This is a genomic window from Candidatus Protochlamydia sp. W-9 (assembly GCF_001950615.1).
Classification (GTDB): Bacteria; Chlamydiota; Chlamydiia; order Chlamydiales; family Parachlamydiaceae; genus Protochlamydia; species Protochlamydia amoebophila.
In genome coordinates this window covers 37,902-64,869 of sequence record NZ_BCPZ01000392.1, presented here as the reverse complement: position 1 = coordinate 64,869, position 26,968 = coordinate 37,902, and the positions used below count along the sequence as shown (strand labels likewise).

18 protein-coding genes and 1 pseudogene are annotated in these 26,968 nt (G+C 34.2%); 8 read left to right on the top strand and 11 right to left on the bottom strand.

Translation table 11 applies throughout. From position 1 onward, the window contains the following. Window positions 1–116, top strand: a pseudogene (locus BU804_RS12420) (IS982 family transposase); the annotation flags it as partial. A gap of 184 nt (window positions 117–300) precedes the next feature. Here BU804_RS12420 and BU804_RS10915 read toward each other — a convergent pair. The 8 genes from BU804_RS10915 to BU804_RS10880 form a co-directional block, all read right to left on the bottom strand. Beyond that, window positions 301–2,262, bottom strand: coding sequence for a site-2 protease family protein (locus tag BU804_RS10915; protein WP_075884089.1), 1,962 nt, complete (start codon window positions 2,260–2,262; stop codon window positions 301–303). A 48-nt stretch (window positions 2,263–2,310) separates the two neighbouring features. Beyond that, the gene (locus BU804_RS10910; RefSeq protein ID WP_075884088.1) at window positions 2,311–3,465 is read right to left on the bottom strand and encodes a 1-deoxy-D-xylulose-5-phosphate reductoisomerase; all 1,155 of its coding nucleotides are present in this window, start codon (window positions 3,463–3,465) and stop codon (window positions 2,311–2,313) included. 83 nt (window positions 3,466–3,548) lie between these two features. Continuing rightward, window positions 3,549–4,559 (bottom strand): metal ABC transporter permease, encoded by a 1,011-nt coding sequence (locus tag BU804_RS10905; protein WP_075884087.1) that lies wholly within the window; start codon window positions 4,557–4,559, stop codon window positions 3,549–3,551. Next, window positions 4,549–5,901 (bottom strand): metal ABC transporter permease, encoded by a 1,353-nt coding sequence (locus BU804_RS10900; protein WP_075884086.1) that lies wholly within the window; start codon window positions 5,899–5,901, stop codon window positions 4,549–4,551. The genes BU804_RS10905 and BU804_RS10900 overlap by 11 nt, the downstream gene beginning before the upstream one ends. A gap of 1 nt (window position 5,902) precedes the next feature. Then, a complete protein-coding gene (locus BU804_RS10895; RefSeq protein ID WP_044045330.1) occupies window positions 5,903–6,715 on the bottom strand; it encodes a metal ABC transporter ATP-binding protein in 813 nt (270 codons plus the stop codon). 4 nt (window positions 6,716–6,719) lie between these two features. Further along, the gene (locus BU804_RS10890) at window positions 6,720–7,730 is read right to left on the bottom strand and encodes a metal ABC transporter solute-binding protein, Zn/Mn family (protein WP_075884085.1); all 1,011 of its coding nucleotides are present in this window, start codon (window positions 7,728–7,730) and stop codon (window positions 6,720–6,722) included. Next, window positions 7,727–8,029 carry a DUF971 domain-containing protein gene (locus BU804_RS10885; protein WP_226996195.1) on the bottom strand — a complete coding sequence of 101 codons (303 nt, stop codon included), beginning with the start codon at window positions 8,027–8,029 and terminating at the stop codon, window positions 7,727–7,729. Before BU804_RS10885 ends, BU804_RS10890 begins: the two co-directional genes overlap by 4 nt. Continuing rightward, a complete protein-coding gene (locus BU804_RS10880; RefSeq protein ID WP_075884083.1) occupies window positions 8,026–8,886 on the bottom strand; it encodes an Mrp/NBP35 family ATP-binding protein in 861 nt (286 codons plus the stop codon). Before BU804_RS10880 ends, BU804_RS10885 begins: the two co-directional genes overlap by 4 nt. A gap of 848 nt (window positions 8,887–9,734) precedes the next feature. Here BU804_RS10880 and BU804_RS10875 point away from each other — a divergent pair. Both BU804_RS10875 and BU804_RS10870 read left to right on the top strand, forming a co-directional pair. Then, window positions 9,735–10,232, top strand: coding sequence for a hypothetical protein (locus BU804_RS10875; RefSeq protein ID WP_042280863.1), 498 nt, complete (start codon window positions 9,735–9,737; stop codon window positions 10,230–10,232). Between the two features lie 291 nt (window positions 10,233–10,523). Beyond that, a complete protein-coding gene (locus BU804_RS10870; protein ID WP_075884082.1) occupies window positions 10,524–11,078 on the top strand; it encodes a 2'-5' RNA ligase family protein in 555 nt (184 codons plus the stop codon). Between the two features lie 90 nt (window positions 11,079–11,168). Here BU804_RS10870 and BU804_RS10865 read toward each other — a convergent pair whose 3' ends face one another. Together BU804_RS10865 and BU804_RS10860 are read right to left on the bottom strand one after the other, a co-directional pair. Further along, a complete protein-coding gene (locus BU804_RS10865; RefSeq protein ID WP_075884081.1) occupies window positions 11,169–15,701 on the bottom strand; it encodes a protein translocase subunit SecDF in 4,533 nt (1,510 codons plus the stop codon). A gap of 441 nt (window positions 15,702–16,142) precedes the next feature. Beyond that, window positions 16,143–17,684 carry an NTP/NDP exchange transporter gene (locus tag BU804_RS10860; RefSeq protein ID WP_075884080.1) on the bottom strand — a complete coding sequence of 514 codons (1,542 nt, stop codon included), beginning with the start codon at window positions 17,682–17,684 and terminating at the stop codon, window positions 16,143–16,145. Between the two features lie 896 nt (window positions 17,685–18,580). Between BU804_RS10860 and recJ the strand changes: the two genes are divergently transcribed. Beyond that, window positions 18,581–20,365, top strand: coding sequence for a single-stranded-DNA-specific exonuclease RecJ (gene recJ / locus BU804_RS10855; RefSeq protein ID WP_075884079.1), 1,785 nt, complete (start codon window positions 18,581–18,583; stop codon window positions 20,363–20,365). Continuing rightward, a complete protein-coding gene (rlmD, locus tag BU804_RS10850) occupies window positions 20,362–21,696 on the top strand; it encodes a 23S rRNA (uracil(1939)-C(5))-methyltransferase RlmD (RefSeq protein WP_075884078.1) in 1,335 nt (444 codons plus the stop codon). Before recJ ends, rlmD begins: the two co-directional genes overlap by 4 nt. 103 nt (window positions 21,697–21,799) lie before the next feature. Here the strand turns inward: rlmD and BU804_RS10845 are convergent, their stop codons facing one another. Continuing rightward, window positions 21,800–22,219, bottom strand: a complete 420-nt coding sequence (locus tag BU804_RS10845) for a helix-turn-helix domain-containing protein (protein WP_075884077.1) — start codon at window positions 22,217–22,219, stop codon at window positions 21,800–21,802. Window positions 22,220–22,719: 500 nt separating this feature from the next. Between BU804_RS10845 and tsp the strand changes: the two genes are divergently transcribed. From tsp to gltX, 3 genes are all read left to right on the top strand, one after another. After that, window positions 22,720–24,681, top strand: coding sequence for a tail-specific protease Tsp (tsp, locus tag BU804_RS10840; RefSeq protein WP_075884076.1), 1,962 nt, complete (start codon window positions 22,720–22,722; stop codon window positions 24,679–24,681). A gap of 90 nt (window positions 24,682–24,771) precedes the next feature. Next, window positions 24,772–25,137: a hypothetical protein gene (locus BU804_RS10835; protein WP_075884075.1), complete on the top strand. Its 366-nt coding sequence runs from the start codon at window positions 24,772–24,774 to the stop codon at window positions 25,135–25,137. Between the two features lie 306 nt (window positions 25,138–25,443). Continuing rightward, complete coding sequence (gltX, locus tag BU804_RS10830) at window positions 25,444–26,952, top strand: glutamate--tRNA ligase (protein WP_075884074.1); 1,509 nt, start codon at window positions 25,444–25,446, stop codon at window positions 26,950–26,952. Window positions 26,953–26,968: the final 16 nt, after the last annotated feature.

Here is a 26,968-nt window from a genome sequence, read left to right as displayed (position 1 = left end):
ATGCCGGAAATTTTTTAATTAATCTATTAGCTGGGATTATTGCTTATACTCACCAACCTAAAAAGCCATCGATAAACTTAGCAGAGCAGCATCGCTTATTGTTAATGGCTGCCTAAAAACCCAAAATTCAGGTTATTAGCTTATTCCCCATATATTGAGCATAAAATGATAAACAGTAGGGATAAAAGCTCGCGGTTTTCCCAATTGGAGGAATGTTGATTTTTGAATGAAAAGTAAGAGAACAAGAGATTTTAGTGAATTCAAAGGCAAGCCTTTATGGCTTGCCTTTGAGTATGGATTCTAATGGAAGAAAGTATGAAGAAGTCGACTTAAATCATGATAAGTTAGAAAAATAAAAAATCCGATTAACAAAATGGCAAATGGAATGATCAATTTTTCTATTGTTTTAGATTTTAAGCGACGCCCTGTGATCAATTCATAAAGAGCAAAGCAAATAGTTCCTCCGTCTAATACTGGTAAAGGTAAAAGATTTAAAAAGCCTAGATTCAAGCTAATTGCTCCTAACCAAAATACTGCTTCTTTCCAACTAACCATGGAATGATCATGGACAACTTGCACAATCCCAATCGGACCGCTCATCCATTTCGGATTTAAAGATCCTGTAAATAAAGCTTTTAGGGTATGCCAAATTTCTTCGAATACCTTGTTAAATAAAACTAAAGGATTAGGGTTGTAATTAACTGTTTTATCCTTGACAGCAGGTAGTCCTAAAAGTAGTTGGTTATCTCTATTTTCAAGTAAAAGTCGGGCATGGGCTCTTTTTTCAGGATCTTCAATACCCTCAATTTCTTTACGTTGCACTTCTAATTCTGCAATAAATGCGACTTGACTTTCTTCATTTAAATCAAAATTCTTTCGCATTTTTGGTACAATAGGGTCGAGTAAATAAAGGTTTCCAATAGATTTAGGTTCATTTGTTAAACCGATTTGAGAAACAAGTTTTTCTAAATCGTTTGGGTTAAATTCTTCATCAAAAAGCTGATCAGCCAATTTCCATGAAGGAACTAAAGCAGGCTGTTTCGAACGCTCGACAATCACATTGACTCGTTTTTGTTGTAGTCGAGATAAAATTTCAAATGAATAGCTCACTTGAATACCGTCTACGGCTAAAATAATATCCCCTACTTCTAAAGGAGTTTCCAAAATTGAAAACGGATTAGAAGGAAATGCCTCTAACTCTTTTTCCTTATCGATAAATTTTACAAAACCTTCCACTACACATTCATTGTTAAGATTGTAAGGAATCGTAAATAATTTTTGAATCTTTGTTCCGTTTAATTCTGCTTCAAATTGCCAATCGATCAATTCTTCCCTTACTTCTGAATCCAGCTTAAGTTCTTCCACACGAATTCTAGGGATACGACGCAAAAGTGTTTCTTGCCCGCGTTGGATAGTCACCAATGCCTTAGAATCATTTAAAATATGAGAAAGCTGTTGAAGGGAATAAACTGGCAAGCCATCTATCCAAACAATTCGATCGCCATATTCAATTCCGCTATATTTCATAGGAGACCCTTCCGGCAATGGATTTTCTTCTCCATTAGAGAAACGATCATACACAACATAATTAGCAGAATTCAAAATTCCGGCTGTCAAAATGTCTTTTTCAAGAGCACTAGGATGAGGATATGTTTTGACAGTATAACGAAAAGGAGTTTTTTCTTTTGTCATAAAATTGACATGATTACCAGCTATTTCAATATCACTCGTTGAAGTCATTGGAGCTGACAAATGATCTTTTGAGCCTTGAAAAATTTGTCCGTTGTAACTTGTAATTTCATCACCAGGTCGAACTCCTTTTACATATAATTCAGATTTCGGATCTATCCAACCAATTTTACTAGTATATTCACTAAATTTTTTCTCACGCCCGCCGGCCAACCAAAGTGCACTAAAGGCTAACAATGCAAATACGATGTTCACGAAAGGGCCCATAAAAGCTACTTTAATTCTATCCCATGGGCTTTTTCCAAAAAAACCATCTTGGATGTCATAAAGGTCTTTTTGATCAGAGATATCCATGCCAGCAATTTTGACATAACCTCCAAATAACAACCAACCAACTTGCCATTTGACACCATCTCTTTCCCACGAATAAATAGGGCTTCCGAAGCCAATTGAAAAAGTCTCTACTTTCATTCCCAATCGACGAGCCATATAGTAATGGCCTAATTCATGGATAAAAATCAAAAAGCTTAAGCCTAGAATAGCTAAGATCACATAAAGAATACTGACAACCATAATAATACAAACCTTATATTAAAAACGGGTTATATCAATCGAAAATATCTATTTCGTTGATATTAGTTTAGACCTTGCAGCCTCTTCCCGAGCAAGAGCATCTACTGCTAAAATCGTTTCTAAAGAATCAACCGAAATCGATGCATGTTGATTCATAAGTTTTTCTAATTGAATTCCAATATTTTTCCAGCTCAATTCTCCTTTTAAAAAACGCTCTACGAGCACTTCATTGGCAGCATTCATATAACACGGAAGAGTCCCTCCGCATTTCAATGCTTCATAAGCAAGACCTAAACAACGGAAAGTTTTTTTATTGGGCTCAAAAAATTCTAATTTACTATTTTTCATAAAATCAAATGGCTTAAAGAGACCCGGAGCTCGGTCAGGATACGTCAGCGAATATTGAATGGGAACAATCATGTTTGGCTCGCTCATTTGAGCCAACATAGAACCATCACAAAATTCCACAAGACTATGAATAATACTTTGGGGATGAACAATAACATCAATTTGTTCTGGCGATACATCAAATAACCAAAATGCCTCAATAACCTCTAAACCCTTGTTCATTAAAGTTGATGAATCAATTGTGACTTTAGGCCCCATACTCCAAGTTGGATGATTTAGAGCTTGCTCAACTGTTACAGTTTCTAATTGTTCTTGAGTCCAAGTTCTAAAAGGTCCTCCAGAAGAGGTTAAAATAATACGCTGGACTGACTTAAGAGCTTCTCCATTTAAACATTGAAGAATGGCGCTATGTTCACTATCGATCGGTAAAAGATTAATGTTTTTCTCTTTTACTAATTTCATGATTATTGCGCCGCCAGAAACGAGAGCCTCTTTATTCGCTAAACCAACATCTTTTCCTGCTTTAATGGCTTCAATAGTAGGTTGAAGCCCCATTGTCCCAGTCATAGCGGAAATAACAAGATCTGACTTAGAATAAGAAGCAGCAGCTAATAGACCTTCCATCCCTGCCAATACCGTTTTTCCTGGCAAACGCTTTTGTAATTCATAAGCCTTAGCATTATTAAAAACAGCAATAATATCAGGACAAAATTCTTTCGATTGAGCCTCTAATAAATCAATATTTTCTCGAGCAGCAATCGCGACGACTTTAATCTGTTCTTTCAAATGGCGAGCCACTTGCAAAGTGTTTTTTCCAATTGAGCCTGTGCTACCTAAAATGGCAATATGTTTCATCTTCGATTCTTTTTTTAATATTTTGCTAGTATAGCAAGCTGTACGAAAAAGTCAATGAACCTCTCTTGTTATTTGATAATACACTACTCTGAAACAGAATGTCTCATTTTGTTATGCTGAACCCAACGAACAAACAACCCTTGCTCAGGTGCTATAATTAAAGCAATGAGATAAATCATTAGAATTAAAGTAACAACAACGCCAGACGTGGATAAGGCTATTCCATAAACAGTTAAAATATGTCTTGTTAAAGCAACCCCTGAGCAAGCTGTTAATATGCCAATCAACACAGCATAAGCCAGCAATGTACGAAGGCGATGAGTGAAAAGGCGAGCTGTTAAAACGGGACCTGTCATAAAAGCTAAAACTAAAATGACTCCAATGGCTCGGAATGCTGTAATAGAGGTAATAGAAACCTGAGCCATTAATAAATAATTGAATAAGTTTGGAGAAAAACCGAGTGCAAAAGCTAAATATGGATCAAAAGTTGTCAACTGGAAAATCTTATAAAAAACAGTGATCAAAATAAGATTAATGATTAAAACAAGATAAACCCAATAGATGTCTTTTGAATGAAGCGCATCAGCATTACCCATGACCGCTTCTGTCCCTATATGAGCATCTCGAATTAAAACAGTCACGAGAATAACTCCTAAAGCAAAAAAACTTGTAAAAACAAGACCTACGCTCGCATCTTCTTGTAAACCACCTGTTTTAGTCAAAAACTCTGTTAGGAAAGCTGTTAAAAAACCAGTTACTAAAGAAGCAATCAACATGGCTTGCATAGTAATCAAACCATGCCCACTTTTAGATGCGGCCGAGCTAAAAAAATAAGCTAGCACAATTCCAATCAAGATTGTATGCGATAATGAATTAGCTAACATAGTCATCCGCCTGAGTACCAAAAATGTCCCAATCAGAGCAGATGATGCTGCTACACCAGATAAAACCAAGATTTGAATTTCATCAGACACTAAATGATCGAAAGGTAATTGCCCGATTATCCCTTGCATCAGTCTAACTAGCAATTGCCAAAAAAACTCCAAAAAATTTTTATCGTGGTATGGATTATAAAATGAGGTATTAAACAACATGCATCCCTTCCTTAGATGGAATAGGTTGTCTATGAGGATCGTGCTTAGGATCATGTAAAAGTTCAGTTAATTCTTTTTCTAATTCTGGAGTTAAAATATGTTCCATTTCTTCGGCATTATGGTGGACTCTTTCTGTTCGTGCCCCTAAATATTCCACTAAATAAACTTCCCATAAACGATGTAACCGTATAATTTTAGCTGCTCTTAATTGTCCATCTTGAGTCAATTGATAAGTATTATCTTTATTAAACTGAATCCATCCATTATGTTTCATTCGATGCAAAACAAATATTAAGTATAAAGGCGAAGAAGGCTGATATTTGATTAACTGGTCAAAGCGAACAACAATGTCCGGACTCAACCTCCAAATTGTTTTCAGTAAATTTTCGCATGTGCATTCATAATGAAAATAACCAATTCTAATAAGCCGGATCAGTAACCCTCGTTCGGGAGCGAATAATAAGGCTAATAAACAAATAAACGAAGCCACAATGACAATCATAGGGCCTGTCGGTAACACAAGACGTGAAGAAGGATAATAACTTGCAAGTAAATCGGTTATTTGGACAGATAGATAATTGCCCAAGAAACCGCTTAATAATCCAAAAAATCCTGAAAGAATGAGCATCATTGAAAATTTGTTTGTAAATTGTCTAGCTGCGACAGCCGGGGCGACAAGCATCGCCGACATCAAAACTACACCCACAGACCTAATTCCAATAATAACCGTCAACGTAAGTAAGATAAAAATGAGAATTTCAATTGTCCTAACGTGAATACCTAAACTTTTTGCATATTGTCTATCAAAAGTTAAAATTTGTATTTCTTTATAAAGCCAACTAATTATCGTAATAACAACTAGCAACAAACTCCCATAAACCATAATATGAATATCTGTCATGGTAGCAGCTTGACCATATAAATAAGTGGAGATCTGTTTATACAAAGAGGTATAGGTGAATTGTACTTCACTTGTCAGCATCAACCCCACTCCAAAAAAAGTCGAAAGAACAAAACAAAGAGCTGCATCACTTGTCACTTTTATTTTTTTTTCGAGGAATTGTACAAAACCCACTCCGACTAAAGAGGTTGTAAAAGCTCCTGTTAAGGTAAACAAAGCTAAACGTAATTCATCGGTTTCTTCTACTGAAAAAAAACCTGCTAACAAAATTCCTATAATCACACCAGGATAAGATGCATGAGATAGCGTTTCTCCTGCGAGAACTTGTTTTCGCAAAAAAATCACAACTCCAATCATGCTTGCCGTTAAACTCATTAACATACAACCTATCGTTGGAGCTCGTAAAACAGGATCAATGAAAAAAGAAAATGGAGAATACACGTTATTCCTTAGCCTGAATTTTTAATCCTGTTTGTTTTTGTAACGACAGTTTTAAAGCTTCATCAAATAAAGCGTAGCTTTTCCCATAGGTGGCATGCAAATTTTGTGGAATAAAAACATCTTCAACAGGTCCACAAGTAATAAGTCTAATATTTAACATTATTACCCAATTAAAATAACTTTCTACAGTACTTAAATCATGATGAACAACAAAAACCGTTTTGCCCTTCAAACGCAGCTGTTGTAATAATTGTATAATAACGGTTTCTGTAGTTAAATCCACTCCAGCAAAAGGCTCATCCATAAAATAAATATCGGCTTCTTGCAGCAAAGCTCGGGCTAAGAACACTCTTTGCTGCTGTCCACCCGATAATTGACTAATTTGACGATCTGCATAGGCGCTCATTCCTACAATATTCAAATAATGTTCTGCTGCAATTCGATCAGCTTCCCTTGGACGGCGCCATAAACCTAAACGTCCATAGCGTCCCATTAATACAAGTTCTTTCACAGTCACAGGAAAATCCCAATCTACAGATTCTTTTTGAGGAACGTAAGCAATCCGTTGACGAACTTGTTTTAGTGGTTGTCCAAAAAATTCTACATGGCCAGAAATAGGCTGAATTAGTCCAAGCACAGCTTTAATAAGCGTACTTTTACCCGCTCCATTTGGCCCCACAATGCCCACTAACATTCCTTGCGGAATTTTTAAAGAAATATCCCATAAAGCTGATGTTTTACCATAATTAACTGACATTTGAGTAACTTGTAAGGCTGGTAAAACAGAAACTGGGTTTGGTAAAGTTTTATTCATTCCATCACTTATCGAATGAAATATTTTCATTCATATACCGGGTTAATATTTTAGCATTATACTTAATCATTTTTAAATAACTATCTCCATCTGAACCTGGTTTCCCCATAGCGTCTCCGTATAAAGGACAGCAAGCCATTTCCACATGGAGCCCTTCTTCCTGGCCAGCTTGAACAATTTTTCGAATAGAATCTCGACTCACATTAGATTCTGGAAAAACAACAGAAATATGATTCTTTTTCAGGTAATTAATAATCATTTTAATATCTGTGACACTTAGCTGACTTTCAGGAGCAAGCCCTTCAGGAGCAGCAAATCTTTTACTCCACTCCCCTGTTTCTCTTTCATTACCTTCAGCTAAATAAGCTCTAGTAAAATAATTAAATGCATCATGGCTCGTAACCATGAAGCGTTTTTCAGCTGGAATCTGTCCTAACATTTCTTTCACTTCTTCATGAACTTTCAACATTTCTTTTTGAAATTCATTGGCGTTTTTACGAAATAGGTCAGCATGTAAAGGATCTTGCTCGCTCAATCTTTCAACAATTAAAGGAATTGTTTTCAACCATAAAGAAATATCCATCCATAGATGGGGATCTTTTTGTCCATTGACATAAATAATAGCTGAAGGATCTTGCTTCTCAACCCAGTCTCCAAGAGCATAAGCTTTGGGATTTTCAGCTAAATGATAATGCAAACTAGGTCCGTGCTCCAAACCAAGCCCATTATAGAAAATCAGATGAGCAAACATTAATTTTTCATCATCTCCTTTTACTAATTGGTAAGAATGAGGATCTAACTCCCCTTGAATGAGAGTGAATGTGTCAACTCGGTCACCACCGACTTTTTGTACCAAATCATTAATCATCGCTGTTGTGCTTAAAACTTTGATTTTATCATTTGCATAGATCCATTGTTGGAACTCAGCGTGCCTTTTAGAATGTGTAACTTTAGAACAGCCTATTAATGCTAATAGTCCCACGAAACTTAAAACAACAAGAAGATACTGTCTCATTCTTTCTCCATTTGCCGAAGCATTTCAAAACTATAAATTCCCATGGAACATCCTGTATTGAAGTGAATTTGTAATGCATAACGACCCACATTGCGAATTGAAAAAGCTTTAACATCTTCCTTAACACTTATAAGATTCAACAATCTATTCCCATTGTTTTTATCCCGACAATTCGCACACGGACATTTTTCTTGTAATTGACTCAAGCGAAATTCCTGTTTTTTTCCATCGCTCCAAATAACTAAAAAAGTATGATTATCTTTTTGAAGAATTTGATTAATAGCGATAGGTAAATTCATATATGTTTCATTTCCTTCCAAACAAGCTCGACATTTGACAAAGTCGTATTCATTTGATTTTGGATAGATTCTACTTGTTCAACAAGCAACTGAGCTAATTGAATAAACGCTTGAGTAACAGCTTTTTCAGATTGAGAATCCATGGAGAACAAAGATTTCCCTTTATCCCCACAAGTTCCCACCAAAGGATCTAAAGGTATTTGCCCTAAACAAGGGTAGCCAGTTTCGCGAGCTAACCGCTTTCCTCCCTCTTTTCCAAATAAATAAACAGGCTCATTTGAATGGGGGTCTACATAATAACTCATATTTTCGACGATACCAACAATCGGTACTTTAACTTGATTGAACAGCGACATAGCTTTCTGCACATCTAAAAGAGCTACTTCTTGTGGAGTCGTTACCAATAAGGCCCCTGTTAAATGAGATTTTTGACTTAGAGTGATTTGAATATCACCTGTGCCAGGAGGAAAATCTATCAATAAATAGTCTAGCTCACCCCAAGCTACCTGATTAATAAACTGAGAAATTAGTCTATTGGCAATAGGTGCTCTTACAGCAGTCGCTTCTGTTTCTTTTCTAAAATAAGCCATTGAAATCATTTTAATTCCGTTGCAGAGTGCAGGTTGAATGATTTCTCCTTTTTGAGAAGGTAAACAATCTTCAGGCAACATTTTTCTGATGGATGGACCATAAAGATCTGTATCCATGATACCTATACGATATCCCAGACCTTTTAAAGCTAGCGCTAAATTAACAGTAACAGTTGACTTTCCTACCCCCCCTTTTCCAGCTGCGATACCGATAGTCGATTTAATAGAAGCTAAAGGTGGAATAGCTTGATACATTTCTAAAGGCATACCTTACTCCCATAAAACAATCCGTTAATTAATTTTTTTTATTCAGATGATCATGAAATATAGTGTAATTCATTGAATTTTGGTTGACTAGTAAAACTTATTCTCAAATATCTGAGAGTGTTTAAAAACTTTAATATTTTTAAGTACAATTTCATTTTTTTAATTTGATCTTTCTTATTCATTCACTCGGATGATTATAGATAATTATTGCTTCTATGCTTAGTCAGGAATTATACCGTTTAATTTTGAAATTAGATTATTAGAAAAAAACAGTTTTTCTGATTAATTTATCTTGCGCAAAAATTTATAATTTCTTAAATTTTCATTAATAAATTAAAGAGAAGCAATAATTTGCTTCGATAGAGAATTTTACAAATCTATAACAGATTTTTTCGATTATCTTGACTAAGCTTCGATGACTTAATATTAGACTTAGTCAAAAATCAATATCCAAAAATAAATTGTCTATTAAAGGCTAGATTTGTAAATATCTCTTTATTTCCCAATAAAAAAAAGCGACAATGAAGTTATTCAATAGAAAGAAGTTAATTTTTTGTACTTGTTTATTTAAAAATAATTTCAACAATATTCAAAAGCTCTTAAAATGATATTATTTGTTTTTTGATTTTAAACAATATTTTAATGAAGTTAATAAAGTGAATAGCAAATTTACTTCGAATAAAATCTTGTGAAATTAATAACATGAATTTAATAGTGAATCGCTTATTTTAAATTTCACAATTGAAGCATTGATAAATCGTAACAATTATTGTTACAAAAGGTAATTCAAAATTACCAAAGGGCCTTGTGGCATTGGCCCGAATTTTAAACCAATATTGAGGAAAAAAATGGATAATAAACAACTCGAGCAATTAATTCAGACTGCTACAAAAAAAGTAGGTGGTAAAAAGGAAAATGATATATGTCATTATTTACCAATCGGAACCGGAGGTTACATCCACCACTTTACTATGCGAAAAATGAAAACTGAGAATCCCCAACAGTTAGCTGATATGATTAATAAATACATTATTAATTGCAGTAATCCTCAAGAAGTTACTCCAAAACCTCGTGCTGCTAGAGGCTCTCGAAAAAGAAGGGATTTATTTACTTTTTCTAAGCAAGATTTAGAAAGAATGCTTAATATGGCACGGATTGCTGGCGATAAAGAAATGGTCCGTAAATTGACACCTAAGAAAGATTTAAGAACAGTGAAAAGAGAATTGATCTCTTCTATCCGTCACGGCAGAATCGAACCAGAACTATGGAATATGTATGTTGAAGCGATGGCTGCACAAGCCAATCTAGCTACTATTCCCTCTAATGCAGCGCCTGCATCGATCTAAAAAACTCTCATTTTTTCTCTTTTATCAGCCCTTATTTTTGATAGGGCTGATTTTAAAATCTCATCCGCAAAAAATCAATCGAATGTTCGTATATCAATAAGATTAATTTTTTTATCTTTAATAATTTATTTACTTGAAATCATTTTGATTATTAATAAATACTTTTGATATCTTTCCATATATCCTATTAAATCTAGCATTTTCTAAGACAAAAGCGAAAAAATTAAATAAAGTTATAGGCTTCGAATAAATAAAAGCAAATTTAATTTAATAATTTTAAATCGATTTGATATGAACTCTTATCTATTAGCTATTAATATCCCCTCTTCTATTCAAAGGCAATTAGCTCAAATCTGTTATGGCATTCCTAATGTAAATTGGTTGGATTCCAATGATTTTTATTTGCAGCTTCGCTCTTTTGGACAACTTTCTTTAGAAAAATTAGAAGAAATTCAAAAATGCTTAAATTCTCTTTTTTTTAATTCCTTTTCCTTGCAATTGAAAGAAATAGGAAATGATCATTTTAAGTCTCAGCAGGGGACGATTTGGGTGGGAGCTAACCCACTTTTAGAGTTAGTTGAACTGAAAAATCAAATAAATAAACTTCTTAAAGAGTTAAGTTTTTTCCCAGAACGCCATTCAAATTTAAAAGTTTTTTTAGGTCATTATTATAAAGTCCATTCCGATAGATTGTTAGAATATTTGATGAATCACTTCTTGTTTCAAACACCTTTTTTTACGGCTACTAAATGCTCACTTCTTCTTATTAAAACAACAAAAAAAAGAACTTTCATGGAAGTTATTGAAGAATATGAAGCAGCCTCGCCAGCAACAGGAGAAGATTAAAAAAGGATGGTTTTAAAATCGGAGGAATTTGCAAAGAAATTTAAAAAGAAAAACAAAGAGGCTTTAATAACCTCTTTGTTTTTTAGTACTTTAAGCACGTTTGACAGAAGACTCCGTATGTTGATGCTCTACTTCTTTATTATGGAAGTACAGCATAACCGGAGAAGCAATGAATAGCGAAGATAAAGTTCCTACCAAAACACCTACTGTCATCACTAGTGAAAAGGCAAAAATAGATTGCCCTCCTAATAAAACAAGTGCTAAAAGCACAAGCAAAGTTGTTCCAGATGTCATGATCGTACGACTTAATGTAACATTCAAAGCATGATTAATGATTTCTCTGAATGACAAGCGACGAAGAGTCTTCATATCTTCACGAATTCGATCGAATACAATAATCGTATCATTTAATGAATAGCCGATAATTGTCATAATTGCTCCCACGACCTGTAAATCAATTTGCACAGGAAATCCTATCGCATGGAAAATTGCTAAAATGCCAAGTGTAATAATCACATCGTGAACGAGCCCAATTACTGCTCCAATTGCGAACTTAAACTCAAATCGGAAAGTAATATAAATTAAGATCGCTATTAATGCTGCGCCAAGTGCAACAATAGCATTATTTCGCATCGTATCAGAAAATTGTCCACTCATGATAGTCCAATTTTTCTGAAGAGTCGTTAACTGAGACTGTTGAACATCTAATCCATGAGATTGAAGCGTTTCAACAACCCAACTCAAACGAGGATCTTTTTGATAATCAAAAGCATATTTACTATCTGGATTGATTTCAGGCATCTGATAAAAAGGATGCCCTTTTTCATCCATACTTGTTCCTAGTTGAATGCGCAATTGATTAGGTCTGCTTAATTCACGTACTTCGAAATCCCTGCGTGAAGCCCCCTTATCTAAGAAAGCATTGATAGCCTCTAAACGATAATCAGGTTTTTCTGCCTTCTCCGCAACATCTAGTGTTAGAGAGTAACCTCCAGTAAAATCCATTCCAAAAATAGTTTTACGTTCAGAAACAAGGAAATAAGTGCCTATTCCCATCACGATTAGCGAAATCACGATAGCCTTCTTAGCTTGTTTTAAGAAGTCAAAATGTGTTTCCTTCAAGAACTGGGCCATTGATAATTGCTTATGCTCAGGTTTTTTAACCCACCCAGCAAAGAAATAACGAGTCATAAACAAGGCTGTAAACATAGAAGAAATAATACCAATGATCAATGTCACAGCAAAACCCTTAATTGGTCCAGAATCGAACTGAATTAAGATAATAGCTGCAATAATTGTGGTAATATTCGAGTCAATGATAGCACTAAAAGCTTTGCGGTAACCTGCTTGAATTGCGGAAGCAATCCGACCAGTCACTTTAAACTCTTCTCGGATTCTTTCAAAGACAAGAACATTTGCATCAACAGCCATTCCAATTGTTAAAACAATTCCTGCAATTCCAGGTAACGTCAAGGCTGCTCCTAAATTTTGCAATACACCCCACATGATAAAAATATTAAGCAAAACTGCACAAGAAGCAACAAAACCTGCAAAATGATAGTAACCGATCATAGCTATCACGACTAAAGCTAAAGCGACTAAAGAAGCGATAATCCCTTTGGTTCTTTCTTCACGACCAAGTTCTGGGCTTACATTTTCTTCCGACAAAATACGTGGCGTAAAACTTAAAGAACCAGCTTTTAAATCTGCTGCAAGTTGGGTCACTTCTCGCTGAGAAAAACGACCGCTAATCGTTCCTCCATCACGAAGTGCTGCATTTAATGAAGGAGCTGTAATAATGCTACCATTAAGAATAACAGCCATTCTCCAACCACGCCCGTTAGAGTAAACTTCTTTAGGTGTTCCTGCAATTTTATCTTCTGCAAATTGTGAAGTCCAATTAAAAAAATTGTCTCGAGGGCTGCCACTTGCATGCTCACCTGAATCGAAAGAGCGTTTAATTCCAAATGTTAAAATATTTCCTTGTGTTGCATCATAACCCGGTTGAATGTTTTCTAAGTTAGATCCTTCCAAAGCAAAATTATGAAAAACCACTAATAAAGGATGTGTTTGATTATCCCACTCAGTAGAATCTCCACCTCTAAACATGGCCAAGGTTGAAAGCGACTCATCAAAGGCTTGAGTAACCACGCGATTTTTAGGGTTAGCTAAACGCAAACCATTTTCATAAAGAATTTTTGCATGATCTGTTCTTGGACGCATAGTGATAGTAGATTCCACATCTCCACCTAAATGCTGCCAAGCAATTTCGTTGATGCTTTCTATATCTCTACGATTTGTTACAACGGCTTCGTTCCAAATATCTTGTAAAAACTGATTGACAGCTCCAGCAAGGGCTGTATTTAAAGGCCCAAATTTTTCATTGACAATATGAAAATACATTGCAGAAGCTTTTACCAATTCAGAAGCGGACAAATTTTGAGAACCTGGAAAATCTAATAATATATTAGAATTTTCAATTCGAATCGTTCTTTCTGCTACACCCATTTTATTGATACGTGTGTAAAGTTCATTGACGGCTTGTTTGAGATCTTCTGGATTTGTCACAGTGCGACCATTTTGATCTAAAAGACCAATGCGGACTGTTTTCCCACCAGATAAGTCAAGACCCCATTTAAGAACTTTTCGATCATCTCCTCTAAAAAATTTTACTACGCTTAGTTTCAAATTTTCCCAATAAACATTTTTAGTTGGTGCTGGAACTGTGTATTTGCTTGTTAAGTTTAAATCAACTTGAGCAGCATTATAAGATTCTTTCCATTTCAGAAGGTCTTCTTGTATGCGATCATCAATTTTGTTGATAGTTAACAAACGTTGCTCTACATCAGAAAAGTCTAAGACAGCAAAACGTTTACTTCCTTTGGCTTGAAAATCTTCTCGAGAAGCTTTTAAAAGAGTGCTATAATAATCATTCAATTCAAAAATATAATCTTTATTAAATTCTTTTGGTAAATTAAAGGCTGAGCCAGGATAACCAATAAAACCCATTTGCTGTAAAAGGGTATTGAGTTGGTTAAAATCTGTAGCTAAAACTTGATTTTCTTCCGCTTCTGGAGCTTCCTGATACTTCTGAACAAGAGCATCCATTCCTTTTGCGATTACATAGATCGATCCAGTTCGGAAGCCTGTAGGCGCTGCAGCTGAATACATAGCAGGAGCATAAACCACAAGACCTAGCTTTTGATCTTCTGATTTTTCTGTTTGATAATCATTATAAGATCGAATCGGATAAACATCTTTAATCAAATCTGCATGGGCTGGAGACCAAGAAAGAATAATTTGATCTGTGACTTGCTGAGCTATTTTATCTGCTAAATAGCCTAAATTCAGAGTCAAATAACTTTGACTATTTGTTAGATTATCAAAATTTATAACAAAACTTTCTTCATTAGGTTTAAATGTTTCATCTGATAAACGGGCAATACGTGCAATATCATTGATTAAATATTGGTTAATTCTGTCTTTGGCAAATGCATCTTTTTCAGTTTTTCCTTCTGAAAAACGCAAAGATTGTACATCGTCATACAAATTAACTAACAATAAACCACTTTCCCAGTTGATTGTTAATCCTTTGATAAAAGGATGATAGCCCCTTAAATCGACAATTTGCATTTCATGATTGAAGTTTTGTTTTAACAACTGCTGAATATTTTCATTTGTTAAAGGCTCTTTCCCTTTTTGAAATTCTTTGTTTTCACGCATAATCGTAACAGCTGAATCCAGCGCTTGAATTTGATTATTTGAAACTGCTAGATTTTGTACAGCTTCAGCTGAAGAATCTCCATATAAACTAGCTTGCTTTTCTTTAATTTTTTTACTAAGTGTTTCCATCTTAGCAATAAATTTAGTATTTAATCCTTCACGTTCTTTAGAGGATAATTGAGAAAACGTTTCGTAGTAACGTTTTGTAATCGGATTATTTTTTCCTAAAATATTATCTACATCAACAATTTCTTTTGCTAATGTAATAATTATTTCGTCATAACTAGGATCATTACCTGCTTCACTAGTTGTTGCAAACATTTGCAAAGCGGTTTTACTAGGTCCTGCAATTGCTAGAGCGACTTGAGTCACTCGATCATCAATAATTTTACGGTAAAGATCTGCGATTTGGTGATCATGACTATATTTTGGAGTAAATTGGAATAACTTATCCATGTCGCTCGCATCTAATCGAACAGCAACGTTACGTCGAACCAACACTTGAGTAGGATCGACATTGGCTGTGATAGAACTTAGCTCAAGCTGATTAGGTACAAATGGAATTAACGCTCCAGCTCTTGGTAAAAATCGCTTAAATAACTCAGCATCTTGTTCATTTTTAAATGAAATTTGAAATAATCCATTATTCGTTGTAACTAAATCAATAGAGATTGGTTTAATTCCTAATAAACGACAAAAAGAATATAACCATTCTTTTGAATCCACTTCTGTTTGATTCACTCTTTCCACAATCCCGGACGCAACGTGCTGTGCACGCGGAGCATCAATCGAAGATTTCAGAGGTTTCGAATAAAAAAATAAAGTGGGGAGAATGTTATAAAGCGTAATTGCCAAGACGGCAACAATCAAATAGAATTGCCAACGCTTCTGTTTTTCCATATTTTCATGATTCCTTCTATGATTGTGAATTTCCTTTTGAAAGCTATGGAAGCCTCGCCTAAATGAGGTTTTCAACTCTAACTCAAAATGAAATTAACTGTGAATGAATGTGGGACATCAAAAAGCGCCTTTACAAAGTGAAGGCTCTCTAAGACAAAGGAAAAGCATAACAAATCATTATGCATTCTGTCTACATAAAACCAATTTCATTAAACACGGATTTTATCTATAAAATGGCGAATGGAACACTGAGAGATTTAATCTATGATCTTTGCTCAATTCAAAATAGAGAATTTCGAAAATGAATTAACAATCAAGAAATAATAAACTGTTCTGGCCATTAAAAATTTCCTACATCCTCTGAATTTAAAATAGAAAATAAAAAACCCTCCTTTTTTTATAAAGGAGGGTATGAACAAGCATATTTTTAAGACATCAAATTTAGCTAGTAGCTATTTCCGGTGTTTTATCAATATTTTTCTCAATATTCTGCTCAGCAGTCAATTGAGTAAATTGTTTGCTTAATGAACGGGCAGCCACAATCCAGACAGCAATAATAACCATCAAAATCGCGCCAATATAAGGTGTAATAGTTGCTAACGTTCCAAATGCAAGTAATCCCATTTGAATAATAGATCCGCCAGATTTTCCTAAACGAGCTCCTACTACGTCAACAGCGGCTTTACCTTTTACTTTAGATTCATCATCTAAAGGAATGTAAGCCATTTCTTTTGTTGGATCAAATAAAGAGTATTTAGCAGATTTACTCATAATATTTTGAGCCGCACCAAAAATGACAGCTAAGAATAGTGGAGTAGTTCCTAAGGCAGCAATATATCCAGCTAAGTGATCTTTAAAAATCACGAATGAGAAAAAAGCAATCCCGGTGACTAATAAAACAACTGGAGTAATTAAAGCTGCAAATCCCCAACCTTTATAACGAATCACGTTACCACCAACGAATAGCATCATCAAAATTGTGACGGCACCTGTCATTGTTGAGAACCATCCCATGAACGTGCTGTAATCATTCGGATTAGGATATTGAAGTTTCACCTGGCTCTTCCAAGTAATTTCTACTAAGTTAATAGAAATACCGTAAGCAATAACCAATATCGCCAAACAAAGGATATACTTAGAGGTAAAGAGAAATTTGAAGCTTTCTCCAAGAGACATTTTAGCTTTTTTCTTTTTACCAGGAGCTTTTTCTTGATTTACATCATAAAAACGTGGATCTGTTAAAACTGCACGATTAATCCACCAGTAGATAGCTAAAATTGCTAATCCGGCAATGACAACCATACCCATTAAATAATTTAAAGAAATTTGCCATGCATCAACATTGGCAGGTAAATGCTTGCGAATATCTGATACATATACAATAGCAGGACCTGAAACTAAAAGTGCTAAATTAGCACCCAAACCGAAAAGGCTATAAAAACGTTTAGCTTCATTTACACGGGTAATTTGGTTAGCAAATCCCCAAAAAAGAAGAGATAATACAACGCTTCCCCAAAGTTCAGCTAAAATGTAAAAAATCGAATACATCCAGTTTTCATATGCCGCCGCAAGCCCGGTCCAACCGCCAGGTAAATAAGCTTTTAAAGCTTCAGCAGAAGCATGAGGCATTAAAACTTCTCTAGCTGGATACATGACAAAAGCAAATAAGCCGAAGAAAATGATAAAAGGTAAAAGCGTAACGTAAAATAAATTTTCTCTGCTTAGCGTATTGCTAAGCTTGGCATAAATGATCATAAAAAGAATAGCTGCAGGGACAACACCAAAAGACTTCAAAAATGGAATGGCTTCCGCACCTGCAGAGGTCACGATTAAAGTATCTTTTGTATCTCTTAAAATTGTGTAATTGAAAGAAATAAAAAAGAACATAAAAAACATTGGAAGAAGTTTTTTAAGTTCATAACCGTGTACAGGCCAAAAGAATGCCCTCCACTTACCAAAGTCTTGTTTCGCATCTTGCGACATAGTAAAACCTCGAACTAGTTTATTGTTTGCAAATTTTTGATAATAAATTGTGAGTTTTCGTAATTTTGTGTAAAAATATTACTAAGTATTCGGGATTATCAAGCCATTTATCTAAAAAAGCAAGAAAAAACTACAAACAACCTCCTTACGGATTAAAAACACTAATTGTATGGAAAATTATCTTTAATACATTGAGATAAATTAAATTATATTAAAAGAAAAAATTTAGCTCTTATGAGAATGAAAGCTAAATTCAGTAACAGAATCATTTTTTATATCGAATTTGTGTTTCGCCCTATTTATTGATGATAAGAACTCAACGATCAAATCATGAATAATTTTTCAAGAATTTTTTTTTACTATTCAATTACAATCTTTTAAATTTTTTTATAAGTCATTTTTAAAATGGCAATTAATTAAATTTAGAATTTTTCGTTGTACCGTTCTGACAGACTAGCTAAAATTCCAGATCGAAAGGAAACATTTTACTTAGATTTTTCAAATACTTTTTAAACCTAACTTCGTGAATTATTTTTCTCCTGCTTTAAAACGACTAACAATAAAAATAGATTAGCGGTCCATCCTTGTTTGACAACTTTTAGTCGATTTCATGTTAAATGATTTCACTTGACAAGGGAGTTTTGAAAGCTACAATGTTGAAACAGAGATCAACAGTTCATTGACAAATCTAGCTTTAGTCTTATAAATTAAAGCAAAACTAAACCTTGATGCCGCATCTCTCAGGTAGGTTAAAAAATTACTGATTTAATCTATTTATCTTTTAGACTATTGTATAGAAAATGATTTAGATGAATAAACGAGATAAGTTATATACATGTGTATTAGCCAAACTCTAACGAAAAACACTCGATTTATAGAAACGGAGCTAGATTTTAATGCATTTCACAACAAATGTCCAAGAGGATCCAATATGGGTTTATCCCCCAATGGACGAAGCATTAAAAGAAAGCATTGTTAAAGAATTTAAACTTCATCCTGTTATAGCACAAATTTTGGTTTCCAGAGGATTTACTTCTTTTCAACAAATTCACGATTATTTATATGCTAAATTACCAGAATTGCACGATCCTTTTTTAATGGCAGAAATGCCTCAAGCGGTTGAACGAGTTTGCCGTGCTATCCGTGATCATGAAAACATTCTTATCTATGGCGATAATGATGTTGATGGAATGACTGGAACTACTTTGTTGACCGAATTTCTACAAGATTTAGGCGCAAATGTTTTCTTCTATGTATCCAATAGAGGAGCGCTTCGACAAAGTTTAATCGTCGAAGCTTTAGAATATGCTCTCATTAATAATTGCAAATTACTTATTACTGTAGATTGCGGTATCACTGCTGCTGTGGAAATAGCTAAAGTAGCTGCACAAAACGTCGATGTGATTATCACTGATCACCACGAACCGACAGATAAAATTCCTCATTGTGTAGCAACTCTAAACCCAAAACTTGTTAACAACCCTTATCCGAATCGAGATTTAACAGGAGTTGGCGTCGCTTTTAAACTAGCTCACGGAATCACTAATCAACTGACATCTGAAGGAAAAATTCCTCCTTCTAAGATTGATTTGAAAAAATATTTAGACTTGGTAGCATTAGGAACTATCTCTGATATGGGTTCATTGCTTGACACAGAAAATAGAATCTTAGTTCGCTATGGTCTTCGCCAGTTGCGTAAAGGCAAACGGATGGGTCTAGCAAAACTTTTTTCTATTTGTGATGTCGATCTCAATGATTTAAATACATTTACCATAGCCTCAAAAATTGCACCTCGTTTAAACAGTTTAGGACGTATTGCTGACCCTCGTAAAGGTGTCCAAATGTTACTTGTAAAAAATGCTGATTTGGCAGAAAAGATGGCATTAGAGCTAGACCTTAATAATATCGAAAGGCAAAAAATTGAAAGAACAATGTCTTCCGATGTAGATAGTACTATCCAACAAATACCTGCTATTTTATCTAACAAAGCAATTGTGATGGTTTCTGATAAATGGCATCCAGGTGTCATTGCCATAATATCGACACGAATTTCAAAACAATACAACAGACCTACTGTGATGATTGCTCTTGATAAAGGAATTGGAAAAGGTTCCATTCGCTCTATCCGCGAATTTCCCCTTCTACCAACTTTAAAAGAATGTTCAGATATTTTGGTCAATTTCGGTGGACATGATTTCGCTGCAGGATTAACTATTAAAGAAGAGCACGTTGAACAATTTAAAAATCATTTTATTGCTTCGGCTAATAAAAAGCTTGCTGATACAGATGTTATGAGTAAACTTTATCTTGATGCAGAAATTAAATTTAGTGAATTAACTTTTGATTTTATTGAATCAGCAAGGCTATTAGAGCCATATGGAAATGAAAATCCTCAACCCATTTTGTATTGCGACGCTTGGCAGACCTGGCCCCCAAAGATTGTTGGTAAAACGCATTTGAAGCTTTATTTAGAACAAGGAGATAGAGTTCTGGAAGGTGTTGCGCTTGGAAAAGCAACTTATAGCCAACAACTAAGGAAAAAGAATTTAAAACTGCGCATTGCTTTTACCCCTCAAATTAACAAATCCAGTATTCAATTACTCATTCGTGATTTTAAAGTTTTAGAAGAAGTGCCTGCCACTTTTACTGAATTGGAACCCACTCAATATCAAAATTTATGACCCATCTATTGACTATCCATACTCAAGTTGAGGGAGAAATTACAGCGATTGCTTTTGGAGGTGCAGGAATTTTAAGATATCATGGATTTGTAATTTTTGTTCCTTTTACTGCTCCTGGCGATCAAATTATTTGTCGTATCATCGAAATAAAAAAATCTTTTGCAGTAGCAGAACTTGTCAAACTCAAACAACCTAGCTCTTTAAGAGTTCAGCCCCTTTGTCCATATTTTGGGAAATGTGGAGGATGTCAACTTCAGCATTTAAACGAACAAACACAATTAAACTATAAACTTACTGCCATCACTGACAATCTTAAACGAATTGGTCATCTTAAAGTACCTTCTGTTAAAATGAGTACTGCTCAATTGAATTGGGCCTACAGGCGACATATTACCCTTCATTTAAAATCTTTTAATCAAAGTTTTCAAGCAGGTTATATAGCAACAGATCATTTTTCTCTTATTTCAATCGATATATGTCCTATTTTTAATAACCTTCATGACCCTATCATTAGCATATTACAAAAATTTATTAGTACTTTGCCTAATCCCAATCAGCAAGATGGCCGATTGACATTGTTAAAAAACCAAAATTCTCAATATATTTTATCATTTCAATTTTGTTCATTGAATGAACTTAATCGAATCTTGTTTCAAGAGGCTTTAGAAAAATATCCTATTTTTTCGGGTATTCTAGTAACGTCTCCCAAGAAACAGTGGATAATAGGTAACCCCTACTCAGAACAAAAAATTGAAAATTTAATTTTTCGGTTTACTCCTCAAGCCTTTATACAAAATCACCCTGAACAAAGCCTTTATATTTATAAAAAAATTTGTTCGTTAACGACACAACTAAAATCAAAAAAAATTTTAGATCTTTACTGTGGGTTTGGAATTACCTCTTTACTCCTTGCTAGTCAAGGACATTTCGTAACTGGCATTGAATATAATTCTGACGCCATTCGATTTGCGAAAGAAAATAGCAAGTTGAACCATTTGCCTCATGTCGAATTTCTCGAAGGAGATGTAGAAAAAATTTTACCTATTTGTTTAAAGTCTCAAAAATGTGTAGATTTAGTTATTGTCAATCCTCCAAGAATTGGTTTATCTAAATCAGTAATCAAAATATTAATGAGTGCCTTACCTGAAGACATGATTTATATCTCTTGTATGCCTTCTACTTTAGCTCGTGATTTGTCTATTTTGTGCGAAGATTTATATGAAATTCACGAGTGTACTGCGTATGATATGTTTCCACAAACTAGCCATGTCGAAACACTTGTTCATCTTAAAAAAAATATAACCTCTCAATTTTTTAAAAAAAAGAATTGAAAGGTTATAAAGTTGTTGCTCAATCAATGCATTTAGATTTTTTGAAGAAGAATGACTTAACTCAGCAATAATTCATTGCCGGCTGCTTAGAAGCTAGCTGATTTCAGCTAGCTTGACGACGATTTTTTTTCTGCATAAATTTTTCTTGATATTCTTTCATACTATCAGAATGAATAACCCATGCAGCCCCTTTTCGCTCTGCTTTCAGCAAACCAATACGAGTCGCGTAATAAATTTTTTGTGCAGGGACACTTAACAATTCCGCTACTTGATTAACAGAATAATATCCTTTTAAATTATCAAATAATAATTCACCGTTAAAAGTAGATTTTGTTCTAGAATATTTTTGAAGACGGTAATCTTCTAAATCTTCTAAGCTAATTGTCCAACGAGTTGTCTCTTTAGTAGCTTTTAATTTATTTAATTTAATGGCAACATAAATAGCTTGTCTTGTTACTTTATTTAATTTGGCAGCTTCTGTAATTGAAACTACTTTTTTATCATCAGTTTTATTCTGAGACATAATATTACCTCCACAATATATTAAATATGTAATTTCCTTTTTTTTTAATAAATTTATAATTTATTTAAGGAAAAATAATCTTTACATAGTAAAGAATTTAAATCAATGATTTAAAATTATTTTTGAATTTTTTTAAATTTAATTTTTAAACAAATATAAACAGATAATTAATTAATAGATTAATAAAATGAGTATAATTATGGGAATAAACGATTTTTAACAGCCAGAAATCTTAATTGGAAAACGCTCTTAATATACAAAAACTTTTATTATTAATCAATTTATTTTTTTATTTATCTGACTCAAAAGAGGTTAGTAATAGCAAAAAAAGAAATAAGCATGAAAAATTTAAGTTCTCTCTAAAAGGATAAATTCAATAATTGGAATTTATCTTGGCTATTTTCTACAAGAATAACCATCCAAAACTCGCCTAATAATAAGTTTTTGGTTATGATTAAAACTTTATCTCCGGCTTATCTTAAAAGATTGAGGAAATTTTAATGTACAAATTTTTAATTTGTTTAATTTGTTTAACAAGTTTTGTTTTGGAAGCCAAATCACCTGATTTGAGCCCTAAAGAAGTCACGTTTAAAGCAAACGAAATTATGAAAGCTCATGCTTCGCAAAAACAACTTTCCCCCACTCTTACTCGTCGAATTTTAAATAACTATTTAGAAAATTTAGATCCTAATAAAACTTACTTCATTGAATCAGATATTTATGAATGGACTCATCCAACCGATGAGCTCCTCACAAACATTATTGATGATTACAATAACAGTAATTTTTCTACTTTTGAAAGTATTCATACTGCTCTAATTAAAGCTATTTTAAAACGGCGTCAACTAGAAAATAAAATAGACTATCAAAGCTTGCCTAAAAATGTCCGAGCAGAAGAATTTAAAGATATTCCATGGGTCCAAACTGAAGAAGAGCTTATTGAACGATTAAAACGCATACGAGCTTTACAAATTGAAACTGCAGCAAAATTAAACGATAATATGAAGGAAAATGCTCTTCAAAGAATCGGCAAACGACAAGCAAAATACGAAGAAGAGGCATTAAATCCAAAAGAACAAGAAAAGCAACCTTTAATCTTATCTAACGTTTTAAAAGCCACAGCATCTGCTTTAGACGCCCATACAGCTTATTTTACACCTGGTGAGGCTGCGCAATTTATGATTAATGTTCAACAGCGTTTATTCGGGATTGGCGCTCAATTGCGTGATGACATTAATGGATTTACCGTAATAAAAATTATTGAGGGTGGCCCCGCAGCCTTAGGTAAAGAACTTAAATTAAAAGATCGCATTGTTGCAGTCAATGGGGAACCTGTTGTCGGAATGGATATTACAGATGCAGTTGATTTAATTCGAGGGGAAGAACATACTCCCGTTATTTTGACAGTCATTCGAGAAACGACAAGTGCTGCCGGTGAAAAAACTGAAGAAAAATTGGATGTGACTATTTTAAGAGGAGAGGTTATTTTAAAAGAAAGTCGTTTCAAAAGTTCTTACGAACCTTATGGAAATGGGATAATCGGTTATTTAAAACTATATTCTTTCTATCAGGATCGAGATAGTTCATCCGCAACAGATTTGGAAGAAGAAATTAACAAACTTAAAAAAAATCAAAACATGTTTGGTCTTATTCTTGATCTAAGATATAACTCAGGAGGCCTTTTATCTCAAGCTGTTGCCGTAACAAGTTTATTTATTACTAAAGGGATTGTAGTCTCCATTAAAGATGAAAACGGAAAAATTCAACATTTAAGAGACTTAGATGGAACATCAACTTGGGATGGCCCACTCATTATTTTGGTGAATCGCATGAGTGCTTCAGCCTCAGAAATTGTGGCGCAAACACTTCAAGACTACGGTAGAGCAATCATTGTTGGAGACGATCATACATATGGAAAGGGGTCATATCAAACATTCACTTTGACAACAACCGAACACGAACAAGTCAATCCTCAAGGGGAATATAAAGTCACAAGAGGGCGTTATTATACCGTTTCTGGTAAAACCCCCCAATTATCAGGTGTATTATCTGACATTTCTATACCAGGTGTATTATCAGAGTCAGAAATTGGAGAGAAGTATACCAAATATCCTCTTGAAAACGATCACATCAAAGCAAATTTTGATGATGATCTTTCTGATGTTCCCTTTTTACAGCGAGATAAAATTCGTAAGCTGTATAAATTTGGTCTTCAAGAGAAGTTAGACACTTATCAGCCATATTTTGAAGTATTAAAAAAGAATTCTTCCAAACGCTTAGAAAACGACCCCAATTATCAAAATATGCTTAAAGAAATAAGAAAGAAGGAAAATAGTGATATAGAAAGCATGGAAGACTTTGGTCAAAACGATTTACAATTAGAAGAAGCTTATAAAATCATGAAGGACTTATTAATTATGATGCAAGAAAAAGGAATTCCTCTTATTTCTTCAAAATTATAGGAAAGTTCTTTTTAAATATAGAATCTTAATAATATTGCAAAAAAACAAAATCGATTATAAACATTTTATTCATTACTAAAAAGATATTTTATGCGCGTTAACAGAATTTTTGAAAATACTTTTATCATTCTTGAATTAGTTGAAAAAACCTTGAATTTTGCAGGCTACATTCCAGGCATAGGAACAGTCTCTGCTTATGTCCGAGGTGGGCTGGCGAGTATTGAAGCCGTATCAGGAATAGGTCTAACAATTATTGGATTTATTGCAAACTCTCAAGGTAATCCAGCCAGTTCTATTTATTTAACTACGGGTATCACTTTTATTGGGCATGCGCTTTTAAATGGTTTTCGCGCTTCATTTGAAAATCAGCCTTTCATTCCACTTGTCACAACCTTACCTTATGATATTGGCTCTTACTTATTGTTGGGACGTCGAATTTTTCCATATTTGAAATGATTTTTCAGACGTTTTACACATAAAGTCAATACTGAATTCATGACCAGCCTTAATCCAACCTCGTTAAATTAAACAATAATGTTAATTTTTTATAGGTTGAAGCTCATTAGGTAAATATTGCGGATGAATTTTCCTAATCAAAAAAAATAAATAAAGCATGTTTTTTAGTCTTTTAGATTTAAAAGATATCATTTTCTCTTTATTATACTTGTAAAAAGAATTGTTAAATACAAATTCACCCACTATTTATTAAACCTTCTTATTTAGAAGGGTCACTACAGATTTTAAAGAAAAGGCCTTAGTTTTATGACAGTTCGCGTGCGCATTGCGCCTTCTCCAACAGGTGATCCCCACGTTGGAACAGCCTATATGGCTTTGTTTAATATGATTTTTGCACGTCATTACAACGGAACATTTATTCTTCGTATTGAAGATACAGATCAGGCTCGTAGCCGACCAGAATATGAAGAAAATATTTATTCAGCCCTCAAATGGGCAAATATCCAATGGGATGAAGGCCCAGATATTGGGGGTGCTTATGGTCCTTACCGACAATCAGAAAGATTTGATATTTATAAACAATATGCTGAAGAACTTTTATCTAAAGGGAAAGCCTATAAATGTTTTTGCACTGCTGCTGAACTTGATGAAATGAGAGAGTTGAGCGCTAAACAGGGTGGAAGACAAGGTTATGATAGACGTTGCAGACACCTGACTCCTGATGAGATAATTGAGAGAGAGCAAGCCGAGCTTTCGTATGTCATTCGTTTAAAAGTCCCTTTAAACGGTGAATGTGTTTATGAAGATGCGATTAAAAAACGGATGACCTTTCCTTGGGCTGATATAGACGATCAAGTTCTTCTCAAATCAGATGGTTTTCCCACCTACCACCTGGCAAACGTTGTCGATGATTATCTGATGAAAATTTCTCATGTGATTCGAGGCGATGAATGGATGAGTTCTACTCCAAAGCACATCTTGCTATATGAATCTTTTGGATGGACTCCTCCAACGTTCTTGCATATGCCTCTTTTATTAGGTAAAGATGGTAAAAAATTGTCTAAACGAAAAAATCCGACTTCCATTTTTTTTTATAGAGATAGCGGTTATTTATCCGAAGCTTTCATTAATTTCTTAACATTGATGGGCTTTAGTATGACTGGCGATCAAGAAATTTATAGCTTAGATGACATTATACGAGAATTTGATTACAAACGGATTGGCGTCTCCGGAGCTATTTTTGATGTGCAGAAGTTAGACTGGGTGAATCAACAGTACCTCATTAAAAATATTTCTGTTGAGCAACTTTGGGATAGGATCAAAGAATGGAGCTTTAACGATGAATTTATGCAACGCCTAATGCCTCTTTGCCATTCTCGCATTAAAACTTTTGGCGATTTTATGGATCTGTTTAACTTTTTATTCATCAATCATCTTCATTACCATGATGCGATATTTGTCGTTAAAGATCTATCTAAAGAACAAATTTGCTACTTGATTCAATCTTTAATTTGGCGTTTGGATGAATTAGAAAATTGGAACGGAACAGGTGTCAATCAAGCTTCCAGAGAGATTGCAGAAATCTTTGGAGTTAATCATAAGAAAATTGTCATGCCAATTCTCTTTGCTAGTTTGATGGGTAAAACACAAGGTCCTCCTCTCTTTGATTCTGTCAACCTTTTAGGGAAAGATCGTACACGTGCGCGACTGCTTAAAGCGATGGAATATTTAGGAGGAATTTCAAATAAAAAAATGGCCAGCCTCAAAAAGGCCTGGCAAGAAAAAAGCGGTCAACCGCTCATGATCAAGGATTAAAAATTCTTTTAATTAA